This is a genomic window from Saccharicrinis sp. 156 (genome assembly GCF_050589685.1).
Lineage (GTDB): Bacteria > Bacteroidota > Bacteroidia > Bacteroidales > Marinilabiliaceae > Saccharicrinis.
Map to the genome: position 1 here is coordinate 1 of NZ_JBNGOS010000059.1, position 26784 is coordinate 26784.

The 26784-nt window shown below is 36.6% G+C and carries 25 protein-coding genes and 1 tRNA gene; 10 read left to right on the forward strand and 16 right to left on the reverse strand.

Annotated features, from left to right (window positions below; translation table 11 throughout):
- Window positions 1-65 precede the first annotated feature (65 nt).
- The 4 genes from ACRD64_RS23450 to ACRD64_RS23465 form a co-directional block, all read right to left on the reverse strand.
- A complete protein-coding gene (locus ACRD64_RS23450) occupies window positions 66-536 on the reverse strand; it encodes a LytR/AlgR family response regulator transcription factor (protein WP_430936723.1) in 471 nt (156 codons plus the stop codon).
- Window positions 537-1460 (reverse strand): sensor histidine kinase, encoded by a 924-nt coding sequence (locus tag ACRD64_RS23455; RefSeq protein ID WP_430936725.1) that lies wholly within the window; start codon window positions 1458-1460, stop codon window positions 537-539.
- Window positions 1461-1730: 270 nt separating this feature from the next.
- Window positions 1731-2069 (reverse strand): hypothetical protein, encoded by a 339-nt coding sequence (locus tag ACRD64_RS23460; protein WP_430936727.1) that lies wholly within the window; start codon window positions 2067-2069, stop codon window positions 1731-1733.
- A gap of 155 nt (window positions 2070-2224) precedes the next feature.
- Window positions 2225-4219: a hypothetical protein gene (locus ACRD64_RS23465; RefSeq protein ID WP_430936729.1), complete on the reverse strand. Its 1995-nt coding sequence runs from the start codon at window positions 4217-4219 to the stop codon at window positions 2225-2227.
- Window positions 4220-4761: 542 nt separating this feature from the next.
- On the opposite strand from ACRD64_RS23465, the gene ACRD64_RS23470 reads away from it, so the two are divergent.
- The 3 genes from ACRD64_RS23470 (at window position 4762) to ACRD64_RS23480 (ending at window position 7400) form a co-directional block, all read left to right on the forward strand.
- On the forward strand, window positions 4762-5094 hold the full coding sequence (locus ACRD64_RS23470) for a type II toxin-antitoxin system HigB family toxin (protein ID WP_430936731.1): 333 nt from the start codon (window positions 4762-4764) through the stop codon (window positions 5092-5094).
- A 20-nt stretch (window positions 5095-5114) separates the two neighbouring features.
- Window positions 5115-5558: a helix-turn-helix domain-containing protein gene (locus tag ACRD64_RS23475; protein ID WP_430936733.1), complete on the forward strand. Its 444-nt coding sequence runs from the start codon at window positions 5115-5117 to the stop codon at window positions 5556-5558.
- Between the two features lie 321 nt (window positions 5559-5879).
- Complete coding sequence (locus tag ACRD64_RS23480) at window positions 5880-7400, forward strand: bacteriohemerythrin (protein ID WP_430936735.1); 1521 nt, start codon at window positions 5880-5882, stop codon at window positions 7398-7400.
- 669 nt (window positions 7401-8069) lie between these two features.
- Here ACRD64_RS23480 and ACRD64_RS23485 read toward each other — a convergent pair.
- The 12 genes from ACRD64_RS23485 to ACRD64_RS23540 form a co-directional block, all read right to left on the reverse strand.
- Window positions 8070-8696 (reverse strand): tetratricopeptide repeat protein, encoded by a 627-nt coding sequence (locus tag ACRD64_RS23485; protein WP_430936737.1) that lies wholly within the window; start codon window positions 8694-8696, stop codon window positions 8070-8072.
- Window positions 8684-10018, reverse strand: coding sequence for a tetratricopeptide repeat protein (locus ACRD64_RS23490; RefSeq protein ID WP_430936739.1), 1335 nt, complete (start codon window positions 10016-10018; stop codon window positions 8684-8686). Before ACRD64_RS23490 ends, ACRD64_RS23485 begins: the two co-directional genes overlap by 13 nt.
- Window positions 10019-10138: 120 nt before the next feature.
- Window positions 10139-12379, reverse strand: coding sequence for an urea transporter (locus ACRD64_RS23495; RefSeq protein ID WP_430936741.1), 2241 nt, complete (start codon window positions 12377-12379; stop codon window positions 10139-10141).
- A 100-nt stretch (window positions 12380-12479) separates the two neighbouring features.
- Window positions 12480-13838 (reverse strand): hypothetical protein, encoded by a 1359-nt coding sequence (locus tag ACRD64_RS23500; protein WP_430936743.1) that lies wholly within the window; start codon window positions 13836-13838, stop codon window positions 12480-12482.
- 163 nt (window positions 13839-14001) lie between these two features.
- Window positions 14002-15051: an ATP-grasp domain-containing protein gene (locus tag ACRD64_RS23505; protein ID WP_430936745.1), complete on the reverse strand. Its 1050-nt coding sequence runs from the start codon at window positions 15049-15051 to the stop codon at window positions 14002-14004.
- A gap of 2 nt (window positions 15052-15053) precedes the next feature.
- Window positions 15054-15299 carry a PqqD family protein gene (locus ACRD64_RS23510; RefSeq protein WP_430936747.1) on the reverse strand — a complete coding sequence of 82 codons (246 nt, stop codon included), beginning with the start codon at window positions 15297-15299 and terminating at the stop codon, window positions 15054-15056.
- A gap of 181 nt (window positions 15300-15480) precedes the next feature.
- Complete coding sequence (trxB, locus tag ACRD64_RS23515) at window positions 15481-16476, reverse strand: thioredoxin-disulfide reductase (protein ID WP_430936749.1); 996 nt, start codon at window positions 16474-16476, stop codon at window positions 15481-15483.
- A gap of 134 nt (window positions 16477-16610) precedes the next feature.
- Window positions 16611-17543, reverse strand: coding sequence for a DUF4249 domain-containing protein (locus ACRD64_RS23520; RefSeq protein WP_430936751.1), 933 nt, complete (start codon window positions 17541-17543; stop codon window positions 16611-16613).
- 10 nt (window positions 17544-17553) lie between these two features.
- Window positions 17554-20178: a TonB-dependent receptor gene (locus tag ACRD64_RS23525; protein ID WP_430936753.1), complete on the reverse strand. Its 2625-nt coding sequence runs from the start codon at window positions 20176-20178 to the stop codon at window positions 17554-17556.
- A 74-nt stretch (window positions 20179-20252) separates the two neighbouring features.
- Entirely contained in the window at window positions 20253-21230 is a 978-nt protein-coding gene (locus tag ACRD64_RS23530; protein ID WP_430936755.1) for a FecR family protein, read from the reverse strand.
- A 44-nt stretch (window positions 21231-21274) separates the two neighbouring features.
- Window positions 21275-21421: a hypothetical protein gene (locus ACRD64_RS23535; RefSeq protein WP_430936757.1), complete on the reverse strand. Its 147-nt coding sequence runs from the start codon at window positions 21419-21421 to the stop codon at window positions 21275-21277.
- 98 nt (window positions 21422-21519) lie between these two features.
- Window positions 21520-22110 carry an RNA polymerase sigma-70 factor gene (locus ACRD64_RS23540; RefSeq protein WP_430936759.1) on the reverse strand — a complete coding sequence of 197 codons (591 nt, stop codon included), beginning with the start codon at window positions 22108-22110 and terminating at the stop codon, window positions 21520-21522.
- 295 nt (window positions 22111-22405) lie between these two features.
- Here ACRD64_RS23540 and ACRD64_RS23545 point away from each other — a divergent pair.
- The 7 genes from ACRD64_RS23545 (at window position 22406) to ACRD64_RS23575 (ending at window position 26738) form a co-directional block, all read left to right on the forward strand.
- Window positions 22406-22480: transfer RNA gene (locus tag ACRD64_RS23545), tRNA-Pro, on the forward strand.
- A 287-nt stretch (window positions 22481-22767) separates the two neighbouring features.
- A complete protein-coding gene (locus ACRD64_RS23550; RefSeq protein WP_430936761.1) occupies window positions 22768-23691 on the forward strand; it encodes a site-specific integrase in 924 nt (307 codons plus the stop codon).
- Window positions 23692-23727: 36 nt separating this feature from the next.
- Window positions 23728-24030, forward strand: coding sequence for a tyrosine-type recombinase/integrase (locus ACRD64_RS23555; RefSeq protein ID WP_430936763.1), 303 nt, complete (start codon window positions 23728-23730; stop codon window positions 24028-24030).
- A 99-nt stretch (window positions 24031-24129) separates the two neighbouring features.
- Complete coding sequence (locus ACRD64_RS23560) at window positions 24130-25287, forward strand: hypothetical protein (protein ID WP_430936765.1); 1158 nt, start codon at window positions 24130-24132, stop codon at window positions 25285-25287.
- A gap of 182 nt (window positions 25288-25469) precedes the next feature.
- Window positions 25470-25739 (forward strand): helix-turn-helix domain-containing protein, encoded by a 270-nt coding sequence (locus ACRD64_RS23565; RefSeq protein WP_430936767.1) that lies wholly within the window; start codon window positions 25470-25472, stop codon window positions 25737-25739.
- Window positions 25740-25760: 21 nt separating this feature from the next.
- Window positions 25761-26465: a hypothetical protein gene (locus ACRD64_RS23570; protein ID WP_430936769.1), complete on the forward strand. Its 705-nt coding sequence runs from the start codon at window positions 25761-25763 to the stop codon at window positions 26463-26465.
- 18 nt (window positions 26466-26483) lie between these two features.
- A complete protein-coding gene (locus ACRD64_RS23575; RefSeq protein WP_430936770.1) occupies window positions 26484-26738 on the forward strand; it encodes a hypothetical protein in 255 nt (84 codons plus the stop codon).
- Window positions 26739-26784: the final 46 nt, after the last annotated feature.

Sequence of the window (26784 nt, forward strand, 5' to 3'; positions counted from 1 at the left end):
AACCATTTTCGGTTACCCAAATCCAAGAGGGGTCAATATGACCGTTGGAGGGGTCAACATCACCGTTATTTCCAAATATCACTAAATTCAATTCGATGTATCTGATATTCGGCTTTTACAAACAAGTAATCATCGCCTGTATTTATTGGTATTTCAGATTGTTTTGAATCTACTAAATCAAAATACTCTTTAGCATGTTTTACCGAAATGGCGAATACAGCGTAACTAAAGGGTTTTAATAAATAATCGAGTGCATGAAGCTGAAAGCCTTCCACGGCATATTTGTCGTAAGCTGTGGTAAATATTACCTTGCTGTTTTTGTCTAGTGTTCGGGCAAACTCAACGCCCGATAAGTCGGGCATATTAATGTCGAGGAAAATAAGCTGAACTGGGTTTTCTTGCAGAAACTCTGAAGCATCAATGGGATTATCAAATTCTGCAAGCAATTCGAGATAATGTATTTTCTTTATGTGAGAAACAACTATTCCCAATGCGATCGGTTCATCATCAATTGCTATGCAGGTAATTTTATTCATTTACTTAAGTTTAAAGGGCACGATTAATTGCACATGATATTCTTTATCCGTTTTACGAATATCAAAATTAAAGGTAGTACCATATATTAAGTCTAATCGCTTTTGTATATTGGTAATGCCAACACCTCCTTTATTGCCTTTTTGTTCATTGCTAGAAGGGATGCTATTCGTACATTCAAAAACGATTTTGCTATTATCTGCTTTTAGCTGAATAGATATAAATGAGTTTTCACGATAACTTATGCCATGTTTAAATGCATTTTCAATAAATGGAATAAACAATAACGGAGGAATTTGTCCTTCTGGAATTTTTGGCGATATGTCTATATTGAGTTTAACCTTGGAGCTTAAACGCTGTTGCATCAGCTCAATATATTTCAAAGTAAAATCGAATTCTTTATGCAATTCAATTGTGTCAATATTTGAATCGTAAATCAGGTAGCGCATCAAGCCTGAAAGTTTTTCTACCGCCTGTTGTGCTTTGTCGCTGTCAATAGCAATTAGCCCATAAATATTATTTAGTGCATTAAAAAAGAAATGAGGACTAATTTGATTCTTTAAGAATGCCAGTTCTGAATCAACACGCGCTTTTTCAATTTCTTTTTGTTTGGATTCGTTTTTTCGGAGATGTTGAATAATAGCCATCCCACTACTAAAACCCAAAACAATTAATAACAAAAAGAAATTATCTACAAGTTTAGGGTTTAGGCCAAAATTGTTACTACTCCTTGGTCGAATACTTTCTCTGGGGATATTATTGTCAGGAGGCAAGTTTTCTAATTGAAAAGCATGATAAATGTATTGTGAAGAGGCAAGCAATAAAACAATAAACAAGAATAAGATAACAAAGAAACAAAACTTCTTCTTTGAGAAAAAAAAGCGAGGAACAATAATCAAATAATTTACATAAAAAGCTACAATCATAAATGCCAATTGATAATAATAGCTATACATCCAATAGATAGCCCGATCATTATTCCTGTCAAAAACAAAAATTGGCAGAATTAGAAATAAAAGCAAGCCAATAAAATGCGGCGACCATTTTTCTATTTTATTTTTTAATAAATGCATAAACAAATTTATCGTTTTTATAGATCACATTCTGTGCTTGATGCGCAATTCTCTGATACAAGCAACTTATTATGAAATAAATCCCCAACAAGACTTATTTGTTGGGGATTTTATATGCCTTAATTATTTTTTTTGCTTTTCATCTGGTCGGGCTGGTGGCGGAGCAAGTTTTTTTATTTTTTCGTAATCAAAGCCTGCCCCAGTAATAGCATCTTCAACACCTTTCCCTCCAAGGATTTTTGCATCTCTGATTGCATCCATAATAGCTTTGGCATCGTCTGCTGACAGTAATTCACTATTATAAGCAGATAAAATTTTGTTAACCGTTTTTATTTGCTTGACTGTAAGCGTGTCTACTTGTTCTTGTGTTGGTTTTTTATCAGGTTGCTCCTGAGCCATTAATGAGATAAAACTCATTGATATAAAACCAATTAATGCAATAATTATAATTTGTTTTTTCATGTTTGTAAAAATTTAATATTAATAATAAAAATTGTTCATGTATTAATAGGATTTAAAGCTTATCGTTTAATCCCCAATTTTTATGCAGTTTATTAATATAATATCCTTTTTTTTCATTTGGATCTTATTTTTAGATAAATTCAGCGATGTATTCCTTATTTCGGAGCTTTAAAAAACAGCTTGACATTTTTAATGACCGGTTGCTTGTTTACAGGACTTGAATAGATGTAATAAGGGGCACTCTCAAATCCATCCAAATTGCGGAGTTCCATTAATTCCGATTTTTGTTCACTCGTAAGAGACTTATTTACTTTAGCAAATGCGATTGTGTAATTCCATGATAGTTCTCCATCAAGTTCTCCATAATGTTGCCCAAGTGCCAATAGCTTATTTTTATCAGGTTGTTGACCATTAAGTAGTTTACGAAGCTCTGTACTGAATTCCCTCCGCACATCAACCACCTCTTTTAGTATTTTTCGTTGATCATTCAGGATTTGAGTAATATATCCTCTCTGTGTTTCATTTAGTACATTATTTAAGAATTCTTCACCACTATCACCGGTAATTGAAGTGCTTATGTCATAATCGCGATGGTTCATAGCCGCAATATCCTTCATGTAAAAACCTCCAAAATAAGTCCCTTGTCTCTCGGGGCAGATGTAAGTATCAGCTTCCACTGAACCGGCATACCAACTGAAAAACTCACTGGCATAGGTCATATAAGCCACATTGTACAGTTTCGATTTTTTCATGTCAAGATGAGCCAGCTCTGTTTTGTCGGGCCAGGTGTTGAAATCGCCAAACTTCATTTTACCCAAATATTCTTTTTGCTCTTTTGTAAGTGAATTAGCCACTTCAGCTAAAACCTCTGCACGGCGCATACTAAGTTTTGCATCCAGTTCAAAAATATCACCCACATAATGCATTACCGTTTGCTTGTGCAGTCCATCACTACCTTTCGGAATATTTCCATCCAATTCCATGTGAAAACTTTTTATTAATGGTAGGCGCATTTCGGCTAGTGCTTCTAGTTGAGAAACTTGTTCTTCTGCAAGGTCACGGAACAGTTGTTTTTGTTTGTCGTTAAGAATAAATAATACATTACCAACAACCCTGTCAACAAACATTGGATTGTGCCCTTTTTCTGCTGCATCAATATCACGCATATACTGAAACCCAAAATAGTCGCACGCTTTACCGGGAGGGAGAAATGTTGATGCTCCGAAATCTCCGGTTATAAAAGCTAAACCTGAAAATCCAATAGTTGTTAGTTGTGCCCTGTCGGAAATAGATTGTTCAATGGAATATTTCTTCTGATCGGGTTCTTGAAGCTTATCTTCCTGATTGTTTTTTCCCATATCTGGCGGTGGAGCTAAATCTCGTAGTTTATCAGGATTGAATCCTGCCTCGCGTATGGTTCCTTCCGCAGCTGGTCCGCCTCGCAAACCTGCTTCACGGAATGCCTCCTGTATTGCCTTGGCATCATTGGCCATTAATGTGGCGGCATTATAATGTGAAAGAATGGCTTTGACCTTCTCCTTTTGTGCTTCTGTAATTACCTCTGTCTTTTCTTCTCTACTTTCTTCAGAACCCTTTAAAGCTTGAGTTGCCTCCCCCGTTTTGCCTGTTTCATAAGTATATTTTAGCGTGCTTTTACCAAGTACTTTTCCTTCTATAGCTTTCAGTAAATCGGCACGATAAACTTTATCGTTGTTGAATTCCAGCATTTCTGCAAGGGCATAAATAGTTAGCTTATATTCCTTTACTCCAGGACCTTTTGACTTCATAGGGTCATATTTCGTTTGATCTTTATCGTTATATCCAACGATTCCAAACCCTTTCGCATTTTTTGGAATTCTTTTAATGTTAGCAGGGATATTGTAAACCACCCAATACGATTTTACTTCGGTTGAATCAGTTGGGTGTGGATGATGCCACAGGTTTATTGCAAAACACTTTGTACCTTTTGGTACGTTAGACCATTCCAAAGGCATAGACACGCCTTCTCCCTCACCTGTAAATTCAATGGATAATGAACCATCGGGCTTAACACCTGAACTGCTGATTGTAAATTTACTCTTTTGCTGTGCCGTTATTTGGAGACTTATAACGACAAAAAACACGAATAGAATACTTTTAGGAAACTTCATTTCTTTCAATTTTAATTAATATTGCAAATTAAAAGCAGCTACAACTGTATTACAATTTTATTAGACTAATGAGGTTGAAATTTAGAAATATAAATGAATTTCTTCGACGTTTGATTTTTATCAAAATGAAATACAACGGTCTACCGGAGTCATAGGGATGGCATGGTCATAGATGGATTATTACGGAATACCGTAATAAACTAAAACGGCACGGGGCTGTGGGAGGTCTCTTGCTTTAAAGGTTGGCCATCTTAAACCCGGATTATGTATTGGAGGTTCGTCAAGAGCATTGCAAGTACAATAAAACAAGGCATTACTGAAACGAGGCATAACTTGTCCCGAACATCGGGATACGGTTTGATGCAGGGGGCGCTGATAGTTTACATATAATTATTACTTTTAGGGGTATTAATTGGAGTAAGCTATCAGGCTCTACTCTACTGCAAAATTAGTAAAGACGCGAATTCTAACTTGATCGCGAAATAATCTGACAATAAAGTTTCCTTTAGTGAAACTATTCTTGTATCTTTGTAATCAAGATAATGAGAGTCCATCTAATAAAAAAACAATCGATTGAGGATTATGTCCAAAAGAATGCGAGAAGTAGGCCGTCTTTTGAGATATGGTTGTCGCTTTTAAAACGAGTTGATTGGAACGAACCAAACGAAATTGTATCGACTTTTAACAGTTGTGATATTTTGGGTAAAGGTTCAGACAGAGTAGTATTTAATATCGGAGGTAATAATTACAGGATAATTTGCAAATACCACTTTGGAAATATAAAAGTTCATTTGTTCGTAAAATGGATTGGAACACACGCTGAGTATGATAAGCTCTGCAAAGAAGGGCGACAGTATGATATTAATGCTTATTGATTGTATTAAAAATGACCAAAATGGAGACTTTAAAATATACGGTAATAAAAAACAAGGATCAATACGATAAGTATTGTGACGTTCTAGAAGAATTGATTGCTCAGGATGATATGGAAGTAATAGATGAAATAGATCTTCTTGCACTTCTGATTGAGAAATGGGATAATGAGCATAATACATTCAAAGATTCCGATCCCATCGCGATTTTGAAAGGTTTGATGGATGAACATAATCTAAAGGCTAAAGATTTAGTTGATATTTTGGGTTTGTCCAAAGGGACAATCTCAAAGATCTTAAATTATCACAAAGGACTTTCCAAAGATACGATTCGTAAACTTTCTGATTATTTTAAACTCTCGCAAGAGACGTTTAATCGCCCTTACAAACTGATTAATGAAGTAAACCGACACTTCAGGAATGCAAGTTTAATGAATACAAGAAAGAATATGATTGAGGCTCAGTAAAACAACTTTGCACAATAAATAGAGTATATGAGCGGTCTGCAAGACCCAGCGATTATTTCAGGTTGAACTACAACCCGGTTTAGATACCTGCCAGGAATTTTAATCGGGTTTTTGGCGTTTTTTATGTCTCGGGAATGCAGTGTGCCATGTTTGTTTTTACCTATAAACCAGTTAATTAAATTCAATAATGGAATAATACACAAATAATTATAAGGGAATAGATACAATATGTTAAGAACATAGCCTATAGGAGCCTAAAAAGGGCAAGGAATCAGCATCTTTGTTTGTTCTGTTTTGGAAAATTAGAATGAATTTGGTTAATTGGTACTTGTTTATTCAAAAGAGCCGTATGAGGGGACACCGGCATGTGCGATTCTGTGTAAGGCTGCGGGTGCCACCTTAGCCTGTCTTGAACGAACCGCGGTTGCTTCTCCGAACCAGGACCATGCTAAAATACAATCCCATGGACTATCAGAATACATCAAAAGAAGAACTAATACTAATGTAAGCTTCAAAATAAGTAGTATAAATTTTATAAATAAAATGAACAATCAGGATAAAAAAGTAAATATAGAAAGTCTCAGAAAAGCCTATGAAAGATTTGTTCCTTATAAAATGTATAGTTTGCTTGGTAAAAACAGCATTTCTGAATTGAAACTTGGAGACCAGACTGAAATTAAACTAACTATTCTATTTTCTGATATTAGGGATTTTACAAAGATCTCGGAATCATTAAAACCAAAAGAAAGTTTTGATTTTATTAATTCCTATTTAGAACAAATGGATCACGTTATTAGCCATCATAAGGGAGTAATTGATAAGTTTATTGGAGATAGCATAATGGCTTTATTTCCAACAAATGCTGATGACGCAGTGATTTGTTCCTTACTGATGCTTAATAAACTAGATCAAATCAATGCAATACGTAAGATTGAAAATCAATTACCTATAAAAATTGGCATCGGATTAAATACGGGTTTATGCATGCTGGGGATTATTGGCGGAATCAACAAGTTAGAAACTACAGTAATAAGTGATGCAGTTAACCTAACGGCTCGACTGGAGTCTCTTACTAAGAAATACGGGGTACAGCTTCTTATAAGCGAAAATACATATTTCAACCTAAAAGATGTTTCAAAGTATTCGATTCGGTTTATTGATAGGGTTGTTGTAAAAGGAAAGACCAAACCTCAATCTATCTATGAAATTTATGATAATGAAGGGGAAGAAATTAAAAAATTGAAAGATCAAACAAAACCATTATTTGAAGAAGCTTTGGCATATTATCATTACAAAAAAATTAATAAAGCAACTGAATTATTAGAAAAATGTCTTGCACTAAATCCCAATGATAATCCTGCTAAGCTATATTTAGAAAGATGCCTTTTGTTTTCCAAAGAAGGATTTCACGACGGAGCAAAGGAGTTAAGTCAACAAATTGAATGGAACTATGAGTTTGATGTAGGAGATAACAAGATTGACTCACAGCATTTGGCGCTTTTTAATAACTCCGTAAAACTTTTAAATGCAATCAAATCAGGCGTTGGTAGTTCAGAAATTGATAATTTAATAGCATTTTTAGATAATTATGTAGTACATCATTTTGAGACTGAAGAAAAATATCTATTGGATAACAATTACCCATTCATTGATCATCAGAAGAGCCAACATTTAAATTTTATCAAGTCCTTTGAATTATTAAAGTCAGAAATCAAATCAAATATTAAAAGTAAAACTTTCATCATGTTTAGAATACAAACATTACTTATTGATTGGATTGTGAATCATACATTAAAGGAGGATAGACATTATGCCAAATATATAAAAGATAACCGTAATTAGGAAAATACAAGTTCTAATCGTAGTTGGCCGATAAGCTGATAGCCCACTGGTGCACCGCTCACTATTTATCATGATGCTTTGCTCGAGGCCAACCAACTTTAAGGTCTTGTACTGTTCGGTTCTTTGCATCATTTGGGGCAATGAGTTCGTTGTAGAGTGTATTAAACTTATCGTTATAGGATAAGGGATACGCAATTATCATAAACTGAAGAATTAATCAGATAAATAGAAGAAGTAGGTAATTGTTTTTGGGTTATACTGGAAATAAAAAAGAATAAAATATTTAGTATAAAAGATCGTACAAATTTCACTGTTTCTGGCAAGAATGAGAAAGCAATCAACAGTTACAAGAAATTTTGTATGGAAATATTGTCCTGATGGCCTTATTTTTTGAAATTACCTCCTGTATTCGCATGGTTGTTGAAAGAACTTTAGTTCTTAGTAAGAAAGTTTAGAATAGATTCAAAAAAATGGGTATTACTGAGATTGTAACGTAGGAAATATAGCACAATACTGAATATCCATCGCCGATTATCCCGAAAAACAACAATTTTTAATTGGGGTAGTTTTTCGAGAAAACTCTAAATTATAATAAAATAAAATATCTCGATCTATCGGGGACTGAAAACCAAGCAAAATAGTCCCCTCGTTCCTCAGTTCTTCAACAAGTTAATCCAACAACGCTAAACTCTCCAAGGCTACCTCGTCATCAGGGTTATATAACAAAACTTTGTTGTAAAGGACCCGAGCTTCTCTGAATTTCTTCAAATGGAAATTGGTATGGGCCAGCATAATTAGTGCATCGTAGCTAAACGGAAACAAATCCACCACTTTTGAAAAATAATTGCTGGCTTTTTCGTACTGCTTTTGATAGAAATAAACCGACCCCAGCTGGTAAAGGGCTTGTGTATTATTGGGTGCTATGGTAATGATTTCATCGTACAGCCTGATGACCTCTTGCAGGTTGCCCATGGCGTAAATGGGGTAAATAAGGCCGAATTTGGCTTCAATAGCAAAAGGCTTTAACTCTACCGCTTTTTGATAATGGGTCTTCGATTCATTTTGGTTACCAGCATTGTAATATAACCACCCTAAACGCAAGTTACATTCGTACGAATCTGAAACATAAACAGCTTCAAGGGCATCTATGGCATCCTGCCATTTCTCAAAAGCCTCTTTTTCGTAACTGGTTTTAAATGCCTGACGCATTGTTTCGTAGTTGCCATTCTGACCATAGCTTACACTTAATGTAAAAGCGAATAACACGCTTAATGCTAGTTTTTTTAGAGTTTCCATATTAATCCTCCTGAAAAAGTTATTCTGTTATAATTGACGGAACCGGACTTTGTTAAAGGTAAATCACTCGGTACAAATTTTGAAACCCCGGTATTTACATTCGCTCCGGCAATAAACGATAGATTTGAGTTATTAAGCAAGAATATATGGGTTAGGCCAAAGGTGTTTTTTGTTCCTTCCAGGCTATTGTGTAATGCGCCTATACTAAAGTCGTAAAAATTAATGACTTCAGGAAATAAAGCCGATGCTTCCGCCCACCAGTTTTTTGTTATTTTAAAGCCTAAAATGTGCTTATGGTTAAAGGAAATTTCGTGAATGCTACCATACTTTTGTTGGTGCCAGTACGCATCCAACGAATAATATAAGTTTAAGTTTGATTGAGGGAACCACGTTAAATGACCTCCAATCTGAGTGGTTTTAATGGAATTAAGTTCAGCACTAAACAGTGATGTGCCTAGTTTAAACTTTGATAAATCCTGGTCAAACCTAAAGCTGTATAAGGTTGATTCGAGGCTATTATCATCGGTTTCCAAATTCGGTAACTTTACATTAACAAAGTTTATGCCGGGAGTAAAGGAACCCCCATCCCAGGGTGTTACCTGTAATTTGATTCCATAGTTCCATTGTTTTACTAACCTGTCGGTATTTGTTTCTTCCTCACCTTCCCAAATTAAATATCTAAAATCGCTTTTGTACAAGTATTCCAATCCATGGTGTACGATTATACTTTTACCCAATCTGTGCGAAACAAAAGTATTTATATCATGAAAATAGTTGGTGGCAATTTGAACCCCATCATTGTCCAGGTTGTTATCGCTTACTATTTCATCCTCTATAGAACTTTCGTTGGTTGAGCTGTACGAGTAAACTATTCCGGCCGCATAAATGGCATTATTGTATCTTTTAGCCATATCCGGTAGCAATTTCTCATCTATGTGGGCCGAAAACTTTAAGGCATCGTTCTTTCTTCCCGAATATTCGTAGCAAAGCATAAGGAAATATTGTGCATTAGCATCTCTACTGTTAAAACCCAAAGCCTTCTGATAGTGGGGAATGGCATTTCTATATTTACCCACTTTAAAGTAGGCATAGGCCATGCGCATTCTCAGATAGAAGTAATCGATATCTGAATCAATAGCTTGTTGGCCTTCTTGAATTAAATTATGCCAATTTCCGTTCAAATAAAGCGCATAGGTGGTGCTGTCCACTTGTGCATAAGTTTTGGTTTGTGCGATGCTTTGTGCGGACGACATCCATAAAACAAAAGTCAGAGTAATTATCTGTTTACATAAAAGGTATTTCTGTAGTTTATTTGATTTCATAGTATAAAAAATAAGCAGAACCTTGATAATGAATACAATATTCAATACCGTAACGTTACGGGTGGGGTTATCATCAAATTATCTGCCCCCTGCCTGCCCGCCGGCAAGCGGTTCTGTCAGTCACGGATAAGCGGCCAAGCTGACTTCGTTATTCAAGATTCTTTTAAGTGAGATATGTTTGTTTGTTTTTTTAATATTAAAACTTTCTAATCCATGTTGGTTTATTTGTATAATATACTGGTTATCATTTATTTTTTTACCGATAAAAGTATTCATGGTTGTCGACTGTAACTCAATTCTGGAAGGTGAAAAAACATCGTCCACACTTATATAATTCAGGCTGAACCTGGATTTGGCCAGACGTATAAATGGACTGATAAAATCGAGGAACCACAGATATTTTTTAGGAAAATATTGATGTAAAGGAATATCATCATTTACCTGATGATGGGTATAGAAACTCTTTTGTATTTTAAATGCACCCAAATAAAAATGATGCAACAGCGATTCTTTTTTCCCGTCGAAATGGGTAAAGTAGAACAGGTTGTCGGTAGATACAAAATAAGCTTTTGATTTGCTTAACGTACATTCCAGGTAAGTCTCATTTGCAGGTGTTAACTTTACGTTCCAAACCAGCTCTAAAACCTTGTTTCCTTCAACGTTGAACTTTATCTGTTGTCCGGGCACGAAATGAAAAGCCTGCTTTATTAACTCGTTGGTTTCTATGTTGGAGATTAGTTCTCCTTGTTTGGGCACCGTGTAATTGTTGAATGAGATGGAGCCATTATTATAAATTAAGAAATTGCTGATAGGATGATCGAGTGTTTCTGAACCAATATAAGGAAACGGTTGAAGCTGAAAATGAATATGAGGGTATGGCGAACGGCCTGAGTTACCACATTTGCCAACTACCTGACCAAAACCCACAGAATCTCCCTTTTTTACGGTAATACTATCTTTTTTCAGGTGGCTTACCTTGGAGTAAACGGAATCGTTGTGTTTAATAACAACGGTGTTTCCCCAATTGTGTTCCAGGTTAACTTCACCAACCACATTGTCATCTATATAATCCACCACTTCCTCTACCACACCTTTGTCGCATGCTATTACAGGCTTATTATAGCAATAGTAATCCTCTAAAAAATTACCTTCATTTTTAAACTGTTTATCTTCATTATCCGTAATCACAAAATCCCAGGCATGCCTGTACTTTTTTTGGTGTGTGTATTCTCCATCATGCCCTTGAGACACTTTCCATGTGCCCATAAATGGTAATTTTACAGGAGTATAGTTTAAAAATTGATAACGTTGTTGATTGTTGACGTAGGTGTAGAGGTTTGCTTCCGGCGAATTATACTGATAATACACCTCGGCCAGCTTTGAAGAGTAGCTCATCCTGTACTTAAGTACATATAAAAACATCAACACCATAACGTTAAAGGGTAACGAATAAATGGGCAGGTTAAAAACCAGGAGTACAGAACTTAGGCTGATGGAAAGAATAGCTACCAAAGGTACCAGAATACCAACGCTCACATAAGAACGCGGAGAAGGTATCAGAAAAAAACCTCCGATGGCAATGGCCGTTAAAATATAATTAAAACCGATATAGCTGTATTCGATGAGAGTGATATCGGCATTTATGCTCCGATAAAATGTGTAAGCGATAAAAAATCCAATTAACGACAACGAAAATGCGATACGACTAAACAATAACAGGCCGATGGATAAAATTAAACCAGCCAAAACATTGTATTGAAACAATATGGCACTCAACGAAATAAAATAGACCTTTAAAAAGGGCGGGATTTCCGCGGCGTTAAAATACTCGTAAACTTTAACCAGCGAATGTCCTCCAATTACATACAGCTCGTTCATGGTATAGATGCCCCTTTCGCTTATGCCTAAGGCATCAAAATGTTTGGTGGCAATGGTAAAAATCCAAATGCCCAACAAAAAAGGTATACTTAAGTACGGAATATTATATTTACCGATAATGCCCTGCATACTTACCGAAATAAATAAAGTTAGAATTGCGGCCATTACCACTATAAATATTAAATACCAGCTAAAGCTATAATAAATACCTAGCCCAAGGCCCACCAGCAATCCATTAAAACCGTATAACCCTTTGGCAATGTTGTTTTTATCCAGATTCAACAAAAATCCGCCAACAGAAGTAACCATGACGGCCAATAATCCGGTTAATCCGGTATAAAAATCGATAAACGTAACCAGCATAATCAACACGGCAAAGGGCTTGTAGGTAGAAAAGAATATTTGAGAATAGCTGTTTAGCAGACTATCCGCAAATAAACTGGCGTTATCGGACTTTAATAATGTATGGATATTTTTGTACATCGTTTAAATAAGTTTCTGCTGGGCCCAAAGGCAATCGTCATTTACACTCAGTAAGGAGGAAGTACCTTACAACAAGTGAAGTGAGCGTCTTTAGTTCAACTTATAAGTTTATATCTTTCAAATGTTCTGGGATATGGTCCAAGGCGTTCATGGTATCATGATTCTCATTTTCGCGTACCACATGGGTTTTACCATTGGTATCAATCATTATAATCTTGGGTCGATAGGTAATAAACTGCATCCATTGGGTCATATTATAAGCGCCAATTCTACTGATAACCACTTGGTCTCCTTTTTCCACCACCGGAAACTTAATGGCTTCCCTAATCACATCGATATTCATACATAATGGGCCGTAAATAATGGTATCCTCGGTATTTGGGGTTGTTAACTGCGCAGGTGCTATCTGATGTTCGTACCAGAAGGAGGTAAACAACAAGTTAACACCTATGTCAATGATCAAAGAACGTCGTCCATCAGGTAGCCTTTTGTTAGCCAGGGCAGTACCAATCAAAAATCCGGCATCGTCGATGAGCGCGCGACCCGTTTCCAGTATCAGCATAGGCATATGATTGTACTGAATATCGGAATGTTGCAGAGCATTTGTAATGGCCTCGGCATATTCGTCAAAGGTGGGACAAGTATCGCTGCCTGGCAGGTAGGCTCCTTTCAATGTGTTTTTGGAAGCGAAACCACCTCCTAAATCGATATATTTGATATGATGATGGTATTTGTGATGGATACGGACGGCCAGTTGTGCAAGCTTGGTTGTAGCTATGGCATAAGCATTGGTATCCATAATGTATGTTCCTATGTGCGTATGAAGGCCCATAAGTTCAAATCCATCATCCACCATTATTTTGTTTAAAATGGCCCAAGCTTCCCCATTTTCCAGGTTAAATCCAAAACGCACCCATTTAGGGTGTATTCCCGTATCCATATTTACACGAATTGCCACCTTGGCTTTTTTTCCTGTTTCTTTCGTGATGGACTGAATATCGTAAAACTCATCCTGATGGTCGAGGTGAATCAGGGACTCGTTATTGATAGCAATAGTTAAATCTTCCCTGCTTTTGTCCGGTCCATTAAAAATAATTTTGTTCCCAGGTACGCCGTTGGCAATTGCCTTTTGGTATTCAAACCCGCTGACAACCTCTCCCCAGGAGCCTTCCTGATGGTAGATATTACAAACGGCGTTTACATAGTTGGTTTTATACGACCAGGCAAACTGTACCTTTGGATACCTGATTTTAAAAGCATTGACCGCTTTCTGATAGGTCTCCCGAATCGTTTTTTCCGAAAGCACAAAAAGAGGAGAACCATATTGTTCAACCAATTCTTTTACAGGAATTCCATTGATGGTGGATACGGGTTGAATGTTTGAACCCAGTCCAAACTTATCCGGTACACCTGCACTTATTTTATTGATGATCGGTTTTTCGTACGCTAATTTTTCCATGATTTTTAATTTAACAATCGGTATTCGGTCCCGCAGAAATTAATGGTAAAGGATACGGGATTTTACTTGTTTGAATAATCGTTAGCAAGACTGCCAACTGATGCCCCGCAAAATTAAATAACTTAAGGATACGGGATGTCGCTTCGCTCCAACAGATGACTGATCAAAGATTCCCCTGCATTGATATTTTTTCGAAGTCGGCCAAATTACCAATTAAATCATATGAATATCGGATAAACATTTTTCCCACATCATATGTTGTCATTGGTTTAACATCTTTTCCCATAGCCAATAAGGTCAACGCTTCTGGTATATTTTGTCCGGCACCCACCGACAGATATACCCAGGCCGGCATTCTGGGATTAATTTCGATCAGGAAATATTCGTTGTTTTCCGTTCGTATCATTTCCAGTTCCATACCGCCTTTCCATTTGCTCTCTTTAATCAAACGCCTGGTTATTTCCATTAAATCGGGATCGTCGAGGGTCACGCCGCTCCATGCCTTTCCTTTATCGGTGATATACTGTTTGCGCATGGGTACAGCGGCAACGGTATTGCCTTCACCATCACCCAATGCTACTACGTTAACTTCGGTTCCCTTAACAAACTGTTGTATAATGATGGGCAGTCCCCATTTGGCGCTAATCTTATTAAATGCTGTCATCACCTGCTCCGAATTTTGGGCGACATAGGCATCGTAAAATTTTCCTTTTACCAAAACAGGATAGGAGAATTCATCTTCAATATGGTCAACATCGTTGAACGAAGTGACGGAAATGCTTTTGGGAACTTGAATGCTATATTTTTCACCATATGAAACCAAATTACCTTTATTTCTTTCTTCAAGTTGTTTGAACGAAGGCAAATAGGTTGTTATATGGTGTTCCTTTAAAAGTTTCTCGGCCTTGATAAAAGTGTGCAGTTCTGCGTCCAGGTTTGGTATAATTAGGTCAATAGGGTCTTGTTCATGAATTTGAATGATCCGATCCATATATGTCTCTACACCAATTGAAGGGTAGGGTATCATATATGTTTTATCAACCATATTCCTCATGTAAATGCCGGGCTCCAAATTTTCGTAGGATAATCCGATGATACGGGCTTCGATCAATTCCGAATCCCTGATCCCCCTGATAACCGGAATCCCGGGTCCCGGGTTGTCCGTATTGTTCAAACCGGTAACCGCTATCGTAATCTTTAGTTTATCGCTCATGGCTATTCGATTTCGGCAAGGTTAAACAATCGAAGCATCTGTACAAAATCGTCTAGATGTCGATCCAGAATATTTTCGGATACTTCATATTTGGTCATCATATACTCCTTAATTTCAGGATCGTTCTTGCCCAAATTAATTAATTGGAGTATCTCTCTTCCGGTAGGATTCAGCGAAAATGATTCCCCTGTCTTTGCATCAAACACGAAGCCGGATTCGCTAATGGATATGTTACTTCTTATTTTCATGGGGTATGATTATATGGTGGATTTTTAATGCCTATATCAAAAGTAATTTAAGTATTAATATTACCCAAAAGCATTCAACAAACCCGCAGATTTCATCAACGAATCGAGCATATAATAAACCGGAAAGCAAAAAAAGGCTAACCCAAAGGAAAGCCTTGCATATTAAATTGTATAAACTGTATTAGTTTTCACCCAAGAACCTTTCCGCATCCATGGCAGCCTTACATCCTGAACCGGCAGCTGTTACGGCTTGACGATATTGGTTATCCATAACGTCGCCGCAAGCAAACACTCCGGCAACATTAGTTTTTGCTGTGTTAGCAATGGTTTGAATATAACCCACTTCGTCCGTTTCTAAATAATCTTTGAAAATTTCGGAATTAGGGGTGTGTCCAATAGCCAGAAAAAACCCATCAATAGCAACATGTACTTCTTCCTGGTTTGGCTCTCCTTTATTAATATATAAGTCAACGCCCTCAACTACGCCATCTCCTGTCAACCCTTTGGTTTGATGTTTCCATAAAACCTCTATTTTATCGTTGTCAAATACTCTTTGTTGCATGACTTTTGAAGCTCTAAGCTCATCCCTGCGCACAATCATATAAACCTTTTCAGCTAAACCAGCAAGGTACAATGCCTCCTCGCATGCAGTATCGCCACCGCCTACTACGGCAACTTTTTTTCCTCTGTAAAAGAAACCATCACATGTGGCACAAGCGGAAACACCCGAGCCGGCATATTTTTGTTCATCTTCAATACCTAAATATTTGGCTGTAGCGCCGGTGGCAATAATTACCGTTTCAGCTTCAATCACTTTGTTTCCGTCCACTGTTATTTTAAATGGACGTTCCGATAGGTCGGCCGCTGAGGCATATCCGAAACGAACATCAGCACCAAAACGCTCAGCTTGTTTTTTCAGGTCTTCCATCATTACCGGACCCGAAGTACCCTCAGGATAACCGGGGTAATTTTCAACTTCGGTAGTTGTTGTTAACTGACCTCCAGGCTGCATTCCTTCATATAAAACAGGGCTTAGGTTAGCTCTGGAAGCATAAATAGCGGCTGTATATCCGGCAGGTCCTGAACCGATGATTAACACCTTCACTTTTTCAGTTGCTGTTACTTCTTCCGAAGCGTTTTTATCTGATCCTAAATCCATTTTTTCAAACATTGCCATAATTCTATCTATATTTTATTTTTATTCATTTATATATTTACATTTCTGCATTTCAAAATTAATGCCTTTTTGGAATAAAGCAAATAAATTAAAATTTGTCACCAAAAACACTGACAAAAATACATGCGTAAGAATTATTTCAAAAAGATGGTGTACGTATCAACTGCCAATCCTGCAACTACGCCAATCCCATTATTTATATTGGTAAACACGTTTACCGGTTCAAATATTGGGTAATCCCTGAACGCTTCTTCTTCAATAGTTGACCGAAGGAATTGGTAATATTCGGGAGTTAGTGTATATAAATGAATGACTAAACGAGAGGGGATGAGTTCAGAATTAGTATTTAAATATTCTTCGGGTATCAAAAAGCTAACTTCATAACTTTGTCCGTTAAATAAATGGTCGGTAAAAGTTCCTTGAAAATCTACATCCGTTAAAAGAACCGATTCATCGTCTCTAATTAAAAATACCTTGTCTTCTTTTATAAAGTCTATCGTTTCTATTGTGCTTGATTGAGGTGAGGAAACAACATCTTGTATATAATCAACTCTTACCTGGTAATAGTTTTCGTCAGAAACCGGATCATTCAGTTTTAAAGTACACCTTAACATTTCTTCATCATCGCCCTCCTTGTTGGCATATGAAGTGCTCACCGTATCCAGGCTTTCAATTGGAACTTGTTGCGGGATTGTGGTACTTCCAATAATGCTGGTGCCATCGTTGAGTAGGTAGCTGATGATGTAGTTTTCATGGGTATTAGAGGTGATTTCCGGCAGGTTTAACCATTTTTCTCCGAAAGGATATTCTCCAGAAGCTACCTCTGTTCCATTTACGGCAATTTTATACTTTAGTCCTTGAATTCCTTTGTAGTCACTGGTTGTCAGAACATTTGTGGAATAGCTGGCATGCAGTTTCAATGTGCTGTCGGGCATGGGGAAAGCATACATTACGACCTGAGATTCTTGATTGGTCAATTGATAATCCAATTTTTTTTCGCAAGCCACCAACAGAAGCAAACAAAAAAGTACTGTCAATGAAATTGATATGTTATAATATGGTTTCATCCTGCCAGGATTAAAATTTTAAAGTATAACGAATATAAGGAAGGGGTACCGGGAATATGCTCAACTGCTTAAGATGTCGGGTTACTTCACCTGTATTCTCATCTATATCGGTTGAAAAATATATTGAAAAGGCATTTTGCTGACCATATGCATTATATAACCCAAAACTCCATGTTCTTTGGCCTAGCTTGTTTTTCTTTTTAAAATTAACGCCTACATCTAACCTGTGAAATTTAGGCATCCTGTAGTTATTTATGTTTCCAATGTATTCTGAATAGGAGGTGTTAGATTCGCTCTGCGTTCCTTGTGTTGGAAGCACTGGCGTATAAAATTTTTGCGATGGCAATGTAACTGCGTTTCCTGTTCCAAAGGACCATGTTAAGGCCAGGTCAACTTTGTTGTTAAATTTATAGTTGCTGAATAAACCCACACTATTACCCCTGTCATTGGCCGAAGGAAAATCTTTCCCATTATTTATCAGACTATACCTTTGTCTGGATTTAGAGAGCGAATAACCTATCCACCCGGTCAGATCACCGGTTTTTTTGTGCACCAGAAGCTCTATACCTTCGGAATACCCACTTCCATATGTTAAATCATCTAATGCGTCTGGATTATCATTTATAACGGACCTGTTATACACTGAAATCAATAGATTTTTATAATCTTTCGAATACCCTTCAACCGTTAAGTGGAACCCTTGCCGCCATTGCCATTTAAATCCGAGCGCCAACTGATTGGCATGTTGCGGCGCAATATTGCTGGTTACCGGAATCCAAAGATCGGTGGGTAACGAAACGGATGAGGAACCTAGCAAATGCATATATTGTGTCATTTTTGAAAAGGCCGCTTTAATAGCAAATTTAGGGTGCAGTAATAATCGTGCCGACACTCTGGGTTGCACTGAATGATAGGTTTTATCCTCGGTGTTATATATTGAGGTGTGTACTCCCAAATTAACCTTGAGGCTTTGACTAATGGCAAAATCATCCTCTACGTATAAAAACATTTCCTGACCGTAAACTTTGTCGCCACCAATTGTTGAATCCAGCACGGTAGTCGTATTTTGGGTTCTGCGCAGAACATCGGCACCGGGATTAAAGGTATGGTTCGTATAGGAAGCTCCAAACCGTACATGATGTCTGGGATTCATAAAATAATCGAAATTGGCCTTAAGCATTACATCTAATATTCCACTGTGATATCTCTGCTCAAAGTAGTTCCAAATGCCAGGTGTGATGGAGTGCTCTTCGTAGCCCACAAAATACGAATAGTTGCTAAAGGATAAAGATATATTGGAAAATAGCTTTTCGTTATGAATTTTGTTCAAACGCAAAGAACCGACCGCATTGCCCCAGCCCGAATAACCCTGATCATTAATGTTTAGCGTTTGGTCTTCATCGGCAGGCTGGTTAGGGTCGCGTACTTCGTTGAAATTATATTTCGAAAAAAAACGGTCCCTACCACCATAATAACTTATATATAGCTTACTTTTTTCGGACAATTTGTGCGTTATTTTTCCGTTGGCATCATAAAAATAAAAAGCCGTACGGGTATTCTGTTGTGCCTGAAGGGGCAAGGCAAAAACATCGAAATATGATCTTCTTATCGAAAAGCTAAACGTGGTTTTATCTTTGTACAATGGGCCGTCCAAGGCTAGTTTAGATGACATCATCCCTAAACTTACCGTTCCGCCGATCTTTTCATTATTGCCATCTTTCATTCGTATGTCTATAACCGAAGACAACCTACCACCATAGCGGGCGGGAAAGCCTCCTTTGGTTACCGAAATATTATTAAGTGCATCGGCGTTGAATACGGAGAAGAAACCGAAAAGGTGGGAGATATTATAAACAGGAACATCATCGAGCAGGTACAGATTTTGATCCACCCCACCACCTCTTACAAACAGCCCGCTGACACCCTCGCTGCCACTGTTTATTCCAGGTAAGAGTTGCAGGGTTTTAATAACGTCCACTTCGCCAAGAAATGAAGGGAACTTCTGGATTTGCTCAACCGGTACATTAATCGTACCGGTACGTGTGGTATTGATACCCTCTTTGGAAATAAAACCCACTATCGGCACCTCTTTTATTTGGGTATTGTACAACAAATCGAAATTTATTGTTGTGTCTTTGTCTAGTGCAAAGGAGTGTTGTACCGAATGATAACCAACAAAAGAGCAATTCAGTATAACATCTCCTTTGGGGAGGGTTAAACTATAAAAGCCAAAATTATTGGAGGTGGTTCCTTCCCATAATACTGCGTCGTAAATAGAAGAACCGATAAGGATTTCTCCATTTTTAATGTTTTTTACGAAACCGCTAATAACAAATTTCTCCGTCTCTTTGGGGCTTTTCGGAAGGATTAGTATTTTTCTTTTTTTCTCGGTTAGTTCTATATCACATGCCGCAAATACCTCGTTTAAAAAACCTTTTATTGTATTTCTGTTTGTAGTAAGCTGAATAAAATCGACAATGCATACCTTATTGCTATAGCCGAACGAAATATCTGTTTCAGCTTCTATGGCATTTAAAATTTCGGAGGTGGAACCACTATCGATGTTTATAGACACAAACTTATCCAGAATTGATTGTGCAAGCACACATGCTGTGCTACTGAAAGCAAGAAGCATTACTGTGATGTATATTCTTATTGTGCGGGATTTGATCATTCAGATATTAATGAATCCCGTAAAAATATGGATTTTTAATCAGAGACCGTCAAGGTTGCACCGTCAAATGTTATTTTTTTATTGAAATGAATTTGCAGCTCTGCCAAAATATCTTGTAAGCTTTGGTTCCTAAACGAAGTAGTAACCTTGGTACTTAGATCTTTGGTATTTATTTTAACCACTTTGATTTCCTGGAAGCTTTTTTGTAATTCCTTACAAATATCTACCAAATTGGCTTGGTTGAACTTCAGGTGTTTTGAACACCAATAAATATCGTTTTCTGTTTCGCCATGTTCCTCTACTAAAATACCGCCGCTCAATACAGCTCTTTTTCCTTTGGTCAACTGTAATTGCTTGTCGTTAGCAGAAATATTTACCTTTCCTGAAATGACGGAAACAGCTACCTCAGAACCATTTTCCTGTATATTGAACTCGGTTCCCAACACTTGCACCAATAGGCTGCCTGCCTCTACGTTAAACGGAGTTTTATTATGGAAAACTTCGAAAAAAGCTTCCCCGTTTAGCTCAATATCCCGCGATTCCGAAGATGCGATGTTATTCGGATAAATGATTTTACTGTATTTGTTAAGCGTAACTTTTGATCCGTCGGGTAAGGTTATTGTATGAATGGTTGAACTGCTTTTATGGGCGCTTAATCTTCCGAAACCGGGAACGTTCCAAAATAAAACACCTGAAATTGCCACAAACATAAGTGGGATAAATATGGCGGCTATTTTTCTCGCAGATATACTAATTCTTTTAAGGTTATTTCTTTTCTTTTTATTTTTCCCAATTTTGTCGCATACTCGTTTCCAGTCTTTTTCAACATCTATTTGGCTGAAAACATGCAGGTTCTTGCTTTTGACCCATGCTGACTCCAGCTGCTCAAACTGTTCTTGGTTTTCAGCCGCGTCTTTTTTCCAAACGTCAAGTTTACACAACTCATCGTTTGTTATATCCCTGGTTAAGCATCCAACGATATGCTGAATCATATTTTTTTTATTCTCTTTCACTCTCCCTGCAATATAAAATAAAAACGGTCAAAAAATATAAAGTATCAATGAAAATGCATCATGCCAAAAATATTCTCTAACTCTTCGTTTTCTTTAACTTCAGCTATTTCTGGTTCTTTATTCGTATGAACGCTATTTTCAATTTCGTTACCTTGAATAAGTTCTGCCAATAATTGAAGTAAAAATTCCATAATAGTGATGTTAAGGTTTATTTTTGTTTTATTAAGACAACTGATTATTGTTGAACACGTACAAAAAATATTGAATACAGGTTTATTTAGAATGAATCTTAACCATGGAGTAGGATTTTGAGAAATACACAGGAGAGTGAAATAACTACAACGGTCATGTGATCAAAAAATTTTATTCTTATTTTTTTTAGTGCATTGCTAATTTGAGTTTCAACAGTTCTCTTCGAAATATTTAGCTCCTCCGCAATGTCGGCATTTGATTTTCCGTCGAAACGGCTCATTTCAAATATTTTTTGACACTGCTTTGGTAATGAATTAATAACATGATAAATTCTATTTTCCAATTCCGTCTCTTCCATCAGATCCTTAAATTCTTGGTGATGTTCTTTTCGTTCCTCAAAGATGTTAGAATGATGCGTGCGAATAGTTTGTTCCCTTTTTAGATAATTTAAGCAACGGTTTCGGACAGATTGATATAAATGTGCTTTTAATGAGGTATGAATTTGTATGTTATCTCGTTTTTCGTAAAAATTAACAATAACCTCTTGGACTATATCCCGCGATTGATCAAGGTCATAAACCAATTTACTCGCAAATACAACCAACTGTTGGTAATAACGCATGAAAATCTCTTGAAAGGCTTTTGAATCACCTGAAGATAATCTTTGTAATAGATCTTTGTCTTTCATGCTGCGTTTTAAGTCAGTTGCAAAAATATTAAAAAATGGTTGAACAAAAATAAAAATGGTATCAACAGTAATTATTTGTGGTTGAACTTAGAAATTTTGGTTATAAGACAATAAAAAATATGAAAGGTTGCATGCGAATATTAAAATAATAAAGACAAAATGGTATGTATTTGATAAAGAAACAGGTTAAGGGTTTTTGTAACGAAAAGGAAATATTTTATGTTGTAAGCTTTATTAAAAGATTAAGTTTTTTATATATTTGCAATCCCTAATGCAAGAATAGTACTAATTTTTTCGGGATGTGGCGCAGTTCGGTTAGCGCACTGGTCTGGGGGACCAGGGGTCGCAGGTTCAAATCCTGTCATCCCGACAATTTAAGATTTTAAAAATATCAAAAGCTTGTAAACTGTATGGTTTTCAAGCTTTTTTGTTTTTTAGCAAATCAGTTAATATCAATGTAATTCATATTTGAGGTGTAACTTGAGTGTAACTTTAAATTTATGTACTTTAGTTACACTTGAGAGTTAAATATGTTGATATACTGATTTTTATACAAGATAACTGCCATTGATTTTGATTGATATTGATTGTGAATAAACGATTTCAGGTGTAACCTGAATTCAAAATGATTTATTAACCACAATTAATTATAATGTCATGTTAAACAGTCAATTACTTTACGTAAAGTTTTTTTTAAGAACCACCAAGAAGAATCCTGAATTAGGCATGTTGTACCTTAGGATATCTTATAACACTAAACGCATTGATTTTTCATTCAACTATCGAGTCAATGTTAATGCTTGGGATTCTTCAAATGAAGTAGTGAAAACATCGGATAAGGATTATTTGAGAGTAAACCAAGCTATTGCTTCTGCGAGAAGTAAGATTCTGAACATATTTGATAAGCTCCGTTACGAAGAACGGATGATAACGCCGCTTATTTTAAAAAACCATTACCAAGGAAATATTGAGGAAGGTAAAACACTTTTGCATTTGATTCAATATCATAACGAATCGCAGGTTAATATTTTAAGTTATGGTACGTTGAAAAACTACTTTACCACTCAAAAGTATATCAAGAAGTTTCTAAAAGAGAAGAAAAAGGTGGATGATATTTACCTAAGTCAGTTGAATTATCAGTTTATTACGGGGTTTGAATCTTATTTGAGGAACCATACCCCAACCGATCATCAAAGGCCATTGTCCAACAACGGGGTAATGAAACATCTTGAACGGCTTAGGAAGATGACAACAATGGCGGTTAAATTAGAGTGGGTTGAAAAGGATCCGTTTTCCAAATACAAACTTTCGTTTAAAAAATCGGAACGAACCTTTCTTTCAGAAAAAGAGGTTGAAATATTGGTAAATAGAAATTTTTCAAATGAACGTATGGATTTTACAAAAGATTTGTTTGTGTTTGCGTGTTACACAGGTTTGGCTTACGTTGATGTAAAGCAACTGAAGTTGGAAAATATCAATATAGGTATTGATGGGGAATATTGGATTAGTACAAAAAGACAAAAGACTGATGTTAGTGTAAATATTCCATTACTTCCAATTCCGTTGGAAATAATTGATTAATACAAAGATCACCCAAGAGCAATCCATAACGAAAGATTGTTCCCCATTATATCTAATCAAAAGCTTAACAGCTATTTAAAAGAGATTGCGGATGTTTGTGGAATTAAAAAAAATCTGACGTTTCACATAGCTCGTCACACTTTTGCTACAACCATAACTTTAAGCAATGGAGTGCCTATTGAAACTGTAAGTAAGATTTTAGGACATACAAAGTTGACTACAACAATGATTTATGCCCGTGTGCTTAAAAACAAAATTAGCTCGGACATGCAAAAATTAAAGCAGGTTTTGGAAGGAAAAGATTCTAAAGCCATGGTTTCGAGAAAGGTAAGGTCATAGTTTTTGGTTCGATTTGTTGGTATTTGGTCGAAAAATAATTATGTTTAAGGTTGATTTTGACGCAGAAATAACCTTTTTTATATACTAAATAGACCAGAAATGCCTTACCTACTTGATTCATTTGAGAGGGTTGTTGAGCATATCGGCAACCCTAAAAGCTGCAGTCTGAAATCCCACTTGAACAACGAACGTTCCATTGGGCAAAACGTCACTTTGTTTGATTTAAAGCAAGGTATGCTCTATTTGGCCACTTCTAACACTCCCCCTCAAATTGTCGGGCAGCAAATCCGTGTGTATCAAAACAGCTCTGTTAGGATACTTAAAAAACTACAGGAGAGTCCTGTTTGTTGTGAACTATCCGAAGAATGCAACAAGAATGTAATATCAAAAATGGTTAACACCTTAATTGGTTTTGTTAATTTTTTGCATGTACAGTTCCCTAAAGATTTTGATAGCGAATTAAAAGTGCCGCAGCTTTATTATGAGCGCTACAGAAAACGCTTTAAAGCAAAGCTGGATAAAATATATTTGCTAGATATTGAGTCAGGGGAGCTTGAGGTAATTAAGGAAGTAGTATCTCATTTTAAAGAGTTGGGCTATGCAAACTGCTCTTTTAGAAAGATATGGTATGTCGATAAATTGCTTTCCCGAATCACCTCAAAGGTGTGTAACAATAACTCCACGGGAAATAACTTTGAAAGGCTTGTTAAAGTGATTATTTCGTACAATTTTAATTCAACCGAGATTTATAACCATATAATTGAAGTGATTAAACAAAATGTAGAAAAAGAAACGGGCATAAAAAATAAGCTTCGTAAGCTTCGATGCTTTAAAAAACATGTGTCACAAGTTATGGTTGTAAAAGCGGACGGGTTTTTACCTAAAATACCAAGCCTTAGAACCTCGGTTGTAAATTGGTTAAAAAAAGAATTGAGCTCCTATGATCACGAATATCACTTATCTCAAGAAAATGCTATAGTACTAGAAGCAGAACAGCCAATTTCTAAAACAGATAAAGTACAAACCAGCTTGTCGGTGCCCCAGATAGCATGTGTTGTTACGAAGTGCATCGAAGTTGGTTTAATACTTACCCAGAACAGAAAGGAAACCATTAGGATCATTTCAGGGGTTCTCAAATCAAAGAACAATAACAATATATCGTATAAGAGCTTAAACAATAAATGCACGGGCATTGATGCGGCAACATATAAGTCTACAAAAGAGCTTTTTCTTAAACTTTATAGGTCGATTGAATAACAATAGTTTTTGCAGATAAAATTGTATGAAAACGCCTCGTATCAATAATTGTACCGAAAATTTTATATCGCTGTAATGTGTTGATAATCTATGGGGTTGTTAGGGGTTGTTCAACCCCTAACAACTGTTTTTGTATTGTTTTTATACTTTCCTTTGTGTCATATCAATATCAATCAAATGTTATGGCAACAGAAATCATTACTACGGACGATTTGCGGGAGTTCAAAATAGAGCTTCTGGCAGACATCGAGAAACTACTCAAGAAGAATCCGGGAGGCCAGCAAAAGAAATGGCTAAAATCCTATGAAGTCAGGGAATTGCTCGACATTTCACCTGGAACACTCCAACACCTTCGGGTAAGCGGCGTATTGCCTTTTACCAAGATAGGCGGAACCATCTACTACGATTATGGTGATATCCAGGAAGTGATTGCCAAGAACAAATGTGGGTAATGCCTCATTTATGCAACGACTATGAATTATATCAGGCATCAACAGAATGTTTTTGCAATGATGGATGCCAATGAGAAGTTAAAACCGAACCATGTGAGCATGTACATTTCATTGTTCAGGATATGGAACTGGAACCGGTTTGAAAACCCAATTACCATTTACAGAAAGGAGGTTATGAAGATGTCGAAGATTAATTCTACAACCACTTACGCAAAAGTGCTTAAAGACTTGGAATTACACGGTTTTATCCGATATCATCCGTCGTTTGACCCGAATCAAGGAAGTAAGGTTCACCTGTCCATATTTGATACAGGTACCTGTCCACCACCTGTCCAAAATTTGGTACCATTATATAAACATATAAAACATATACACTCTATATATAGTAACGAAGAAGTTCAAAATCAATCAAAAACTACAGATATGAACGAAAAAAAGAAAAAAGCCTTTCAAAAGCCACCAATTGAGCACATTCAGATATATTTTGAACAGAAAGGACACCCGAGTACCGAAGCCGAACGATTTTTCAATTACTACGAAAGCAACGGATGGATGGTCGGCGGCAAATCGAAAATGAAAGACTGGAAAGCGGCAGCCAGAAACTGGATGCTCAACGTTCCAAAATTTCAGGCCTCACCGCCCAAAACAACCAAAGCCCAAACTACCGAAGAAAAGGAAAGTCCCCACAAAACATTTTCGGGCAAGAATTACAGCGAACCGCTTTAATCATCAAAAACCACAAACATGTTCTATACCATCCAAAACAACCAGATCATCTACAATTTCCAGAAAAGCCTGGAGTTTATCTCCAGAAAAGGCAGGGAAATGTATGGCAATCAGTTCAAGCTGCTCGATCAGGATATGCCCGTGATCAGAAAGCTTTTTGCCTACGTTATTCGCGATGAGGAGAATTGCAAACAGCACGGTTTAAACCTCAGGAAAGGTTTGATGTTGAGCGGACCAATCGGGGCAGGTAATGTATACCAAAATATAATGTAAAGTATAGACGCAGGATAGAACAGCTACAAAGGCATTAATTGATTTT

Excerpts from the sequence above, each read along its gene's own strand:
- ACRD64_RS23450 (WP_430936723.1), bottom strand. The coding sequence starts at position 536 with ATGAATAAAATTACCTGCATAGCAATTGATGATGAACCGATCGCATTG.
- ACRD64_RS23455 (WP_430936725.1), bottom strand. The coding sequence starts at position 1,460 with ATGATTGTAGCTTTTTATGTAAATTATTTGATTATTGTTCCTCGCTTT.
- ACRD64_RS23460 (WP_430936727.1), bottom strand. The coding sequence starts at position 2,069 with ATGAAAAAACAAATTATAATTATTGCATTAATTGGTTTTATATCAATG.
- ACRD64_RS23465 (WP_430936729.1), bottom strand. The coding sequence starts at position 4,219 with ATGAAGTTTCCTAAAAGTATTCTATTCGTGTTTTTTGTCGTTATAAGT.
- ACRD64_RS23470 (WP_430936731.1), top strand. The coding sequence starts at position 4,762 with ATGAGAGTCCATCTAATAAAAAAACAATCGATTGAGGATTATGTCCAA.
- ACRD64_RS23475 (WP_430936733.1), top strand. The coding sequence starts at position 5,115 with ATGGAGACTTTAAAATATACGGTAATAAAAAACAAGGATCAATACGAT.
- ACRD64_RS23485 (WP_430936737.1), bottom strand. The coding sequence starts at position 8,696 with ATGGAAACTCTAAAAAAACTAGCATTAAGCGTGTTATTCGCTTTTACA.
- ACRD64_RS23490 (WP_430936739.1), bottom strand. The coding sequence starts at position 10,018 with ATGAAATCAAATAAACTACAGAAATACCTTTTATGTAAACAGATAATT.
- ACRD64_RS23495 (WP_430936741.1), bottom strand. The coding sequence starts at position 12,379 with ATGTACAAAAATATCCATACATTATTAAAGTCCGATAACGCCAGTTTA.
- ACRD64_RS23500 (WP_430936743.1), bottom strand. The coding sequence starts at position 13,838 with ATGGAAAAATTAGCGTACGAAAAACCGATCATCAATAAAATAAGTGCA.
- ACRD64_RS23505 (WP_430936745.1), bottom strand. The coding sequence starts at position 15,051 with ATGAGCGATAAACTAAAGATTACGATAGCGGTTACCGGTTTGAACAAT.
- ACRD64_RS23510 (WP_430936747.1), bottom strand. The coding sequence starts at position 15,299 with ATGAAAATAAGAAGTAACATATCCATTAGCGAATCCGGCTTCGTGTTT.
- trxB (WP_430936749.1), bottom strand. The coding sequence starts at position 16,476 with ATGGCAATGTTTGAAAAAATGGATTTAGGATCAGATAAAAACGCTTCG.
- ACRD64_RS23520 (WP_430936751.1), bottom strand. The coding sequence starts at position 17,543 with ATGAAACCATATTATAACATATCAATTTCATTGACAGTACTTTTTTGT.
- ACRD64_RS23525 (WP_430936753.1), bottom strand. The coding sequence starts at position 20,178 with ATGCTTCTTGCTTTCAGTAGCACAGCATGTGTGCTTGCACAATCAATT.
- ACRD64_RS23535 (WP_430936757.1), bottom strand. The coding sequence starts at position 21,421 with ATGGAATTTTTACTTCAATTATTGGCAGAACTTATTCAAGGTAACGAA.
- ACRD64_RS23540 (WP_430936759.1), bottom strand. The coding sequence starts at position 22,110 with ATGAAAGACAAAGATCTATTACAAAGATTATCTTCAGGTGATTCAAAA.
- ACRD64_RS23550 (WP_430936761.1), top strand. The coding sequence starts at position 22,768 with ATGTTAAACAGTCAATTACTTTACGTAAAGTTTTTTTTAAGAACCACC.
- ACRD64_RS23560 (WP_430936765.1), top strand. The coding sequence starts at position 24,130 with ATGCCTTACCTACTTGATTCATTTGAGAGGGTTGTTGAGCATATCGGC.
- ACRD64_RS23565 (WP_430936767.1), top strand. The coding sequence starts at position 25,470 with ATGGCAACAGAAATCATTACTACGGACGATTTGCGGGAGTTCAAAATA.
- ACRD64_RS23570 (WP_430936769.1), top strand. The coding sequence starts at position 25,761 with ATGAATTATATCAGGCATCAACAGAATGTTTTTGCAATGATGGATGCC.
- ACRD64_RS23575 (WP_430936770.1), top strand. The coding sequence starts at position 26,484 with ATGTTCTATACCATCCAAAACAACCAGATCATCTACAATTTCCAGAAA.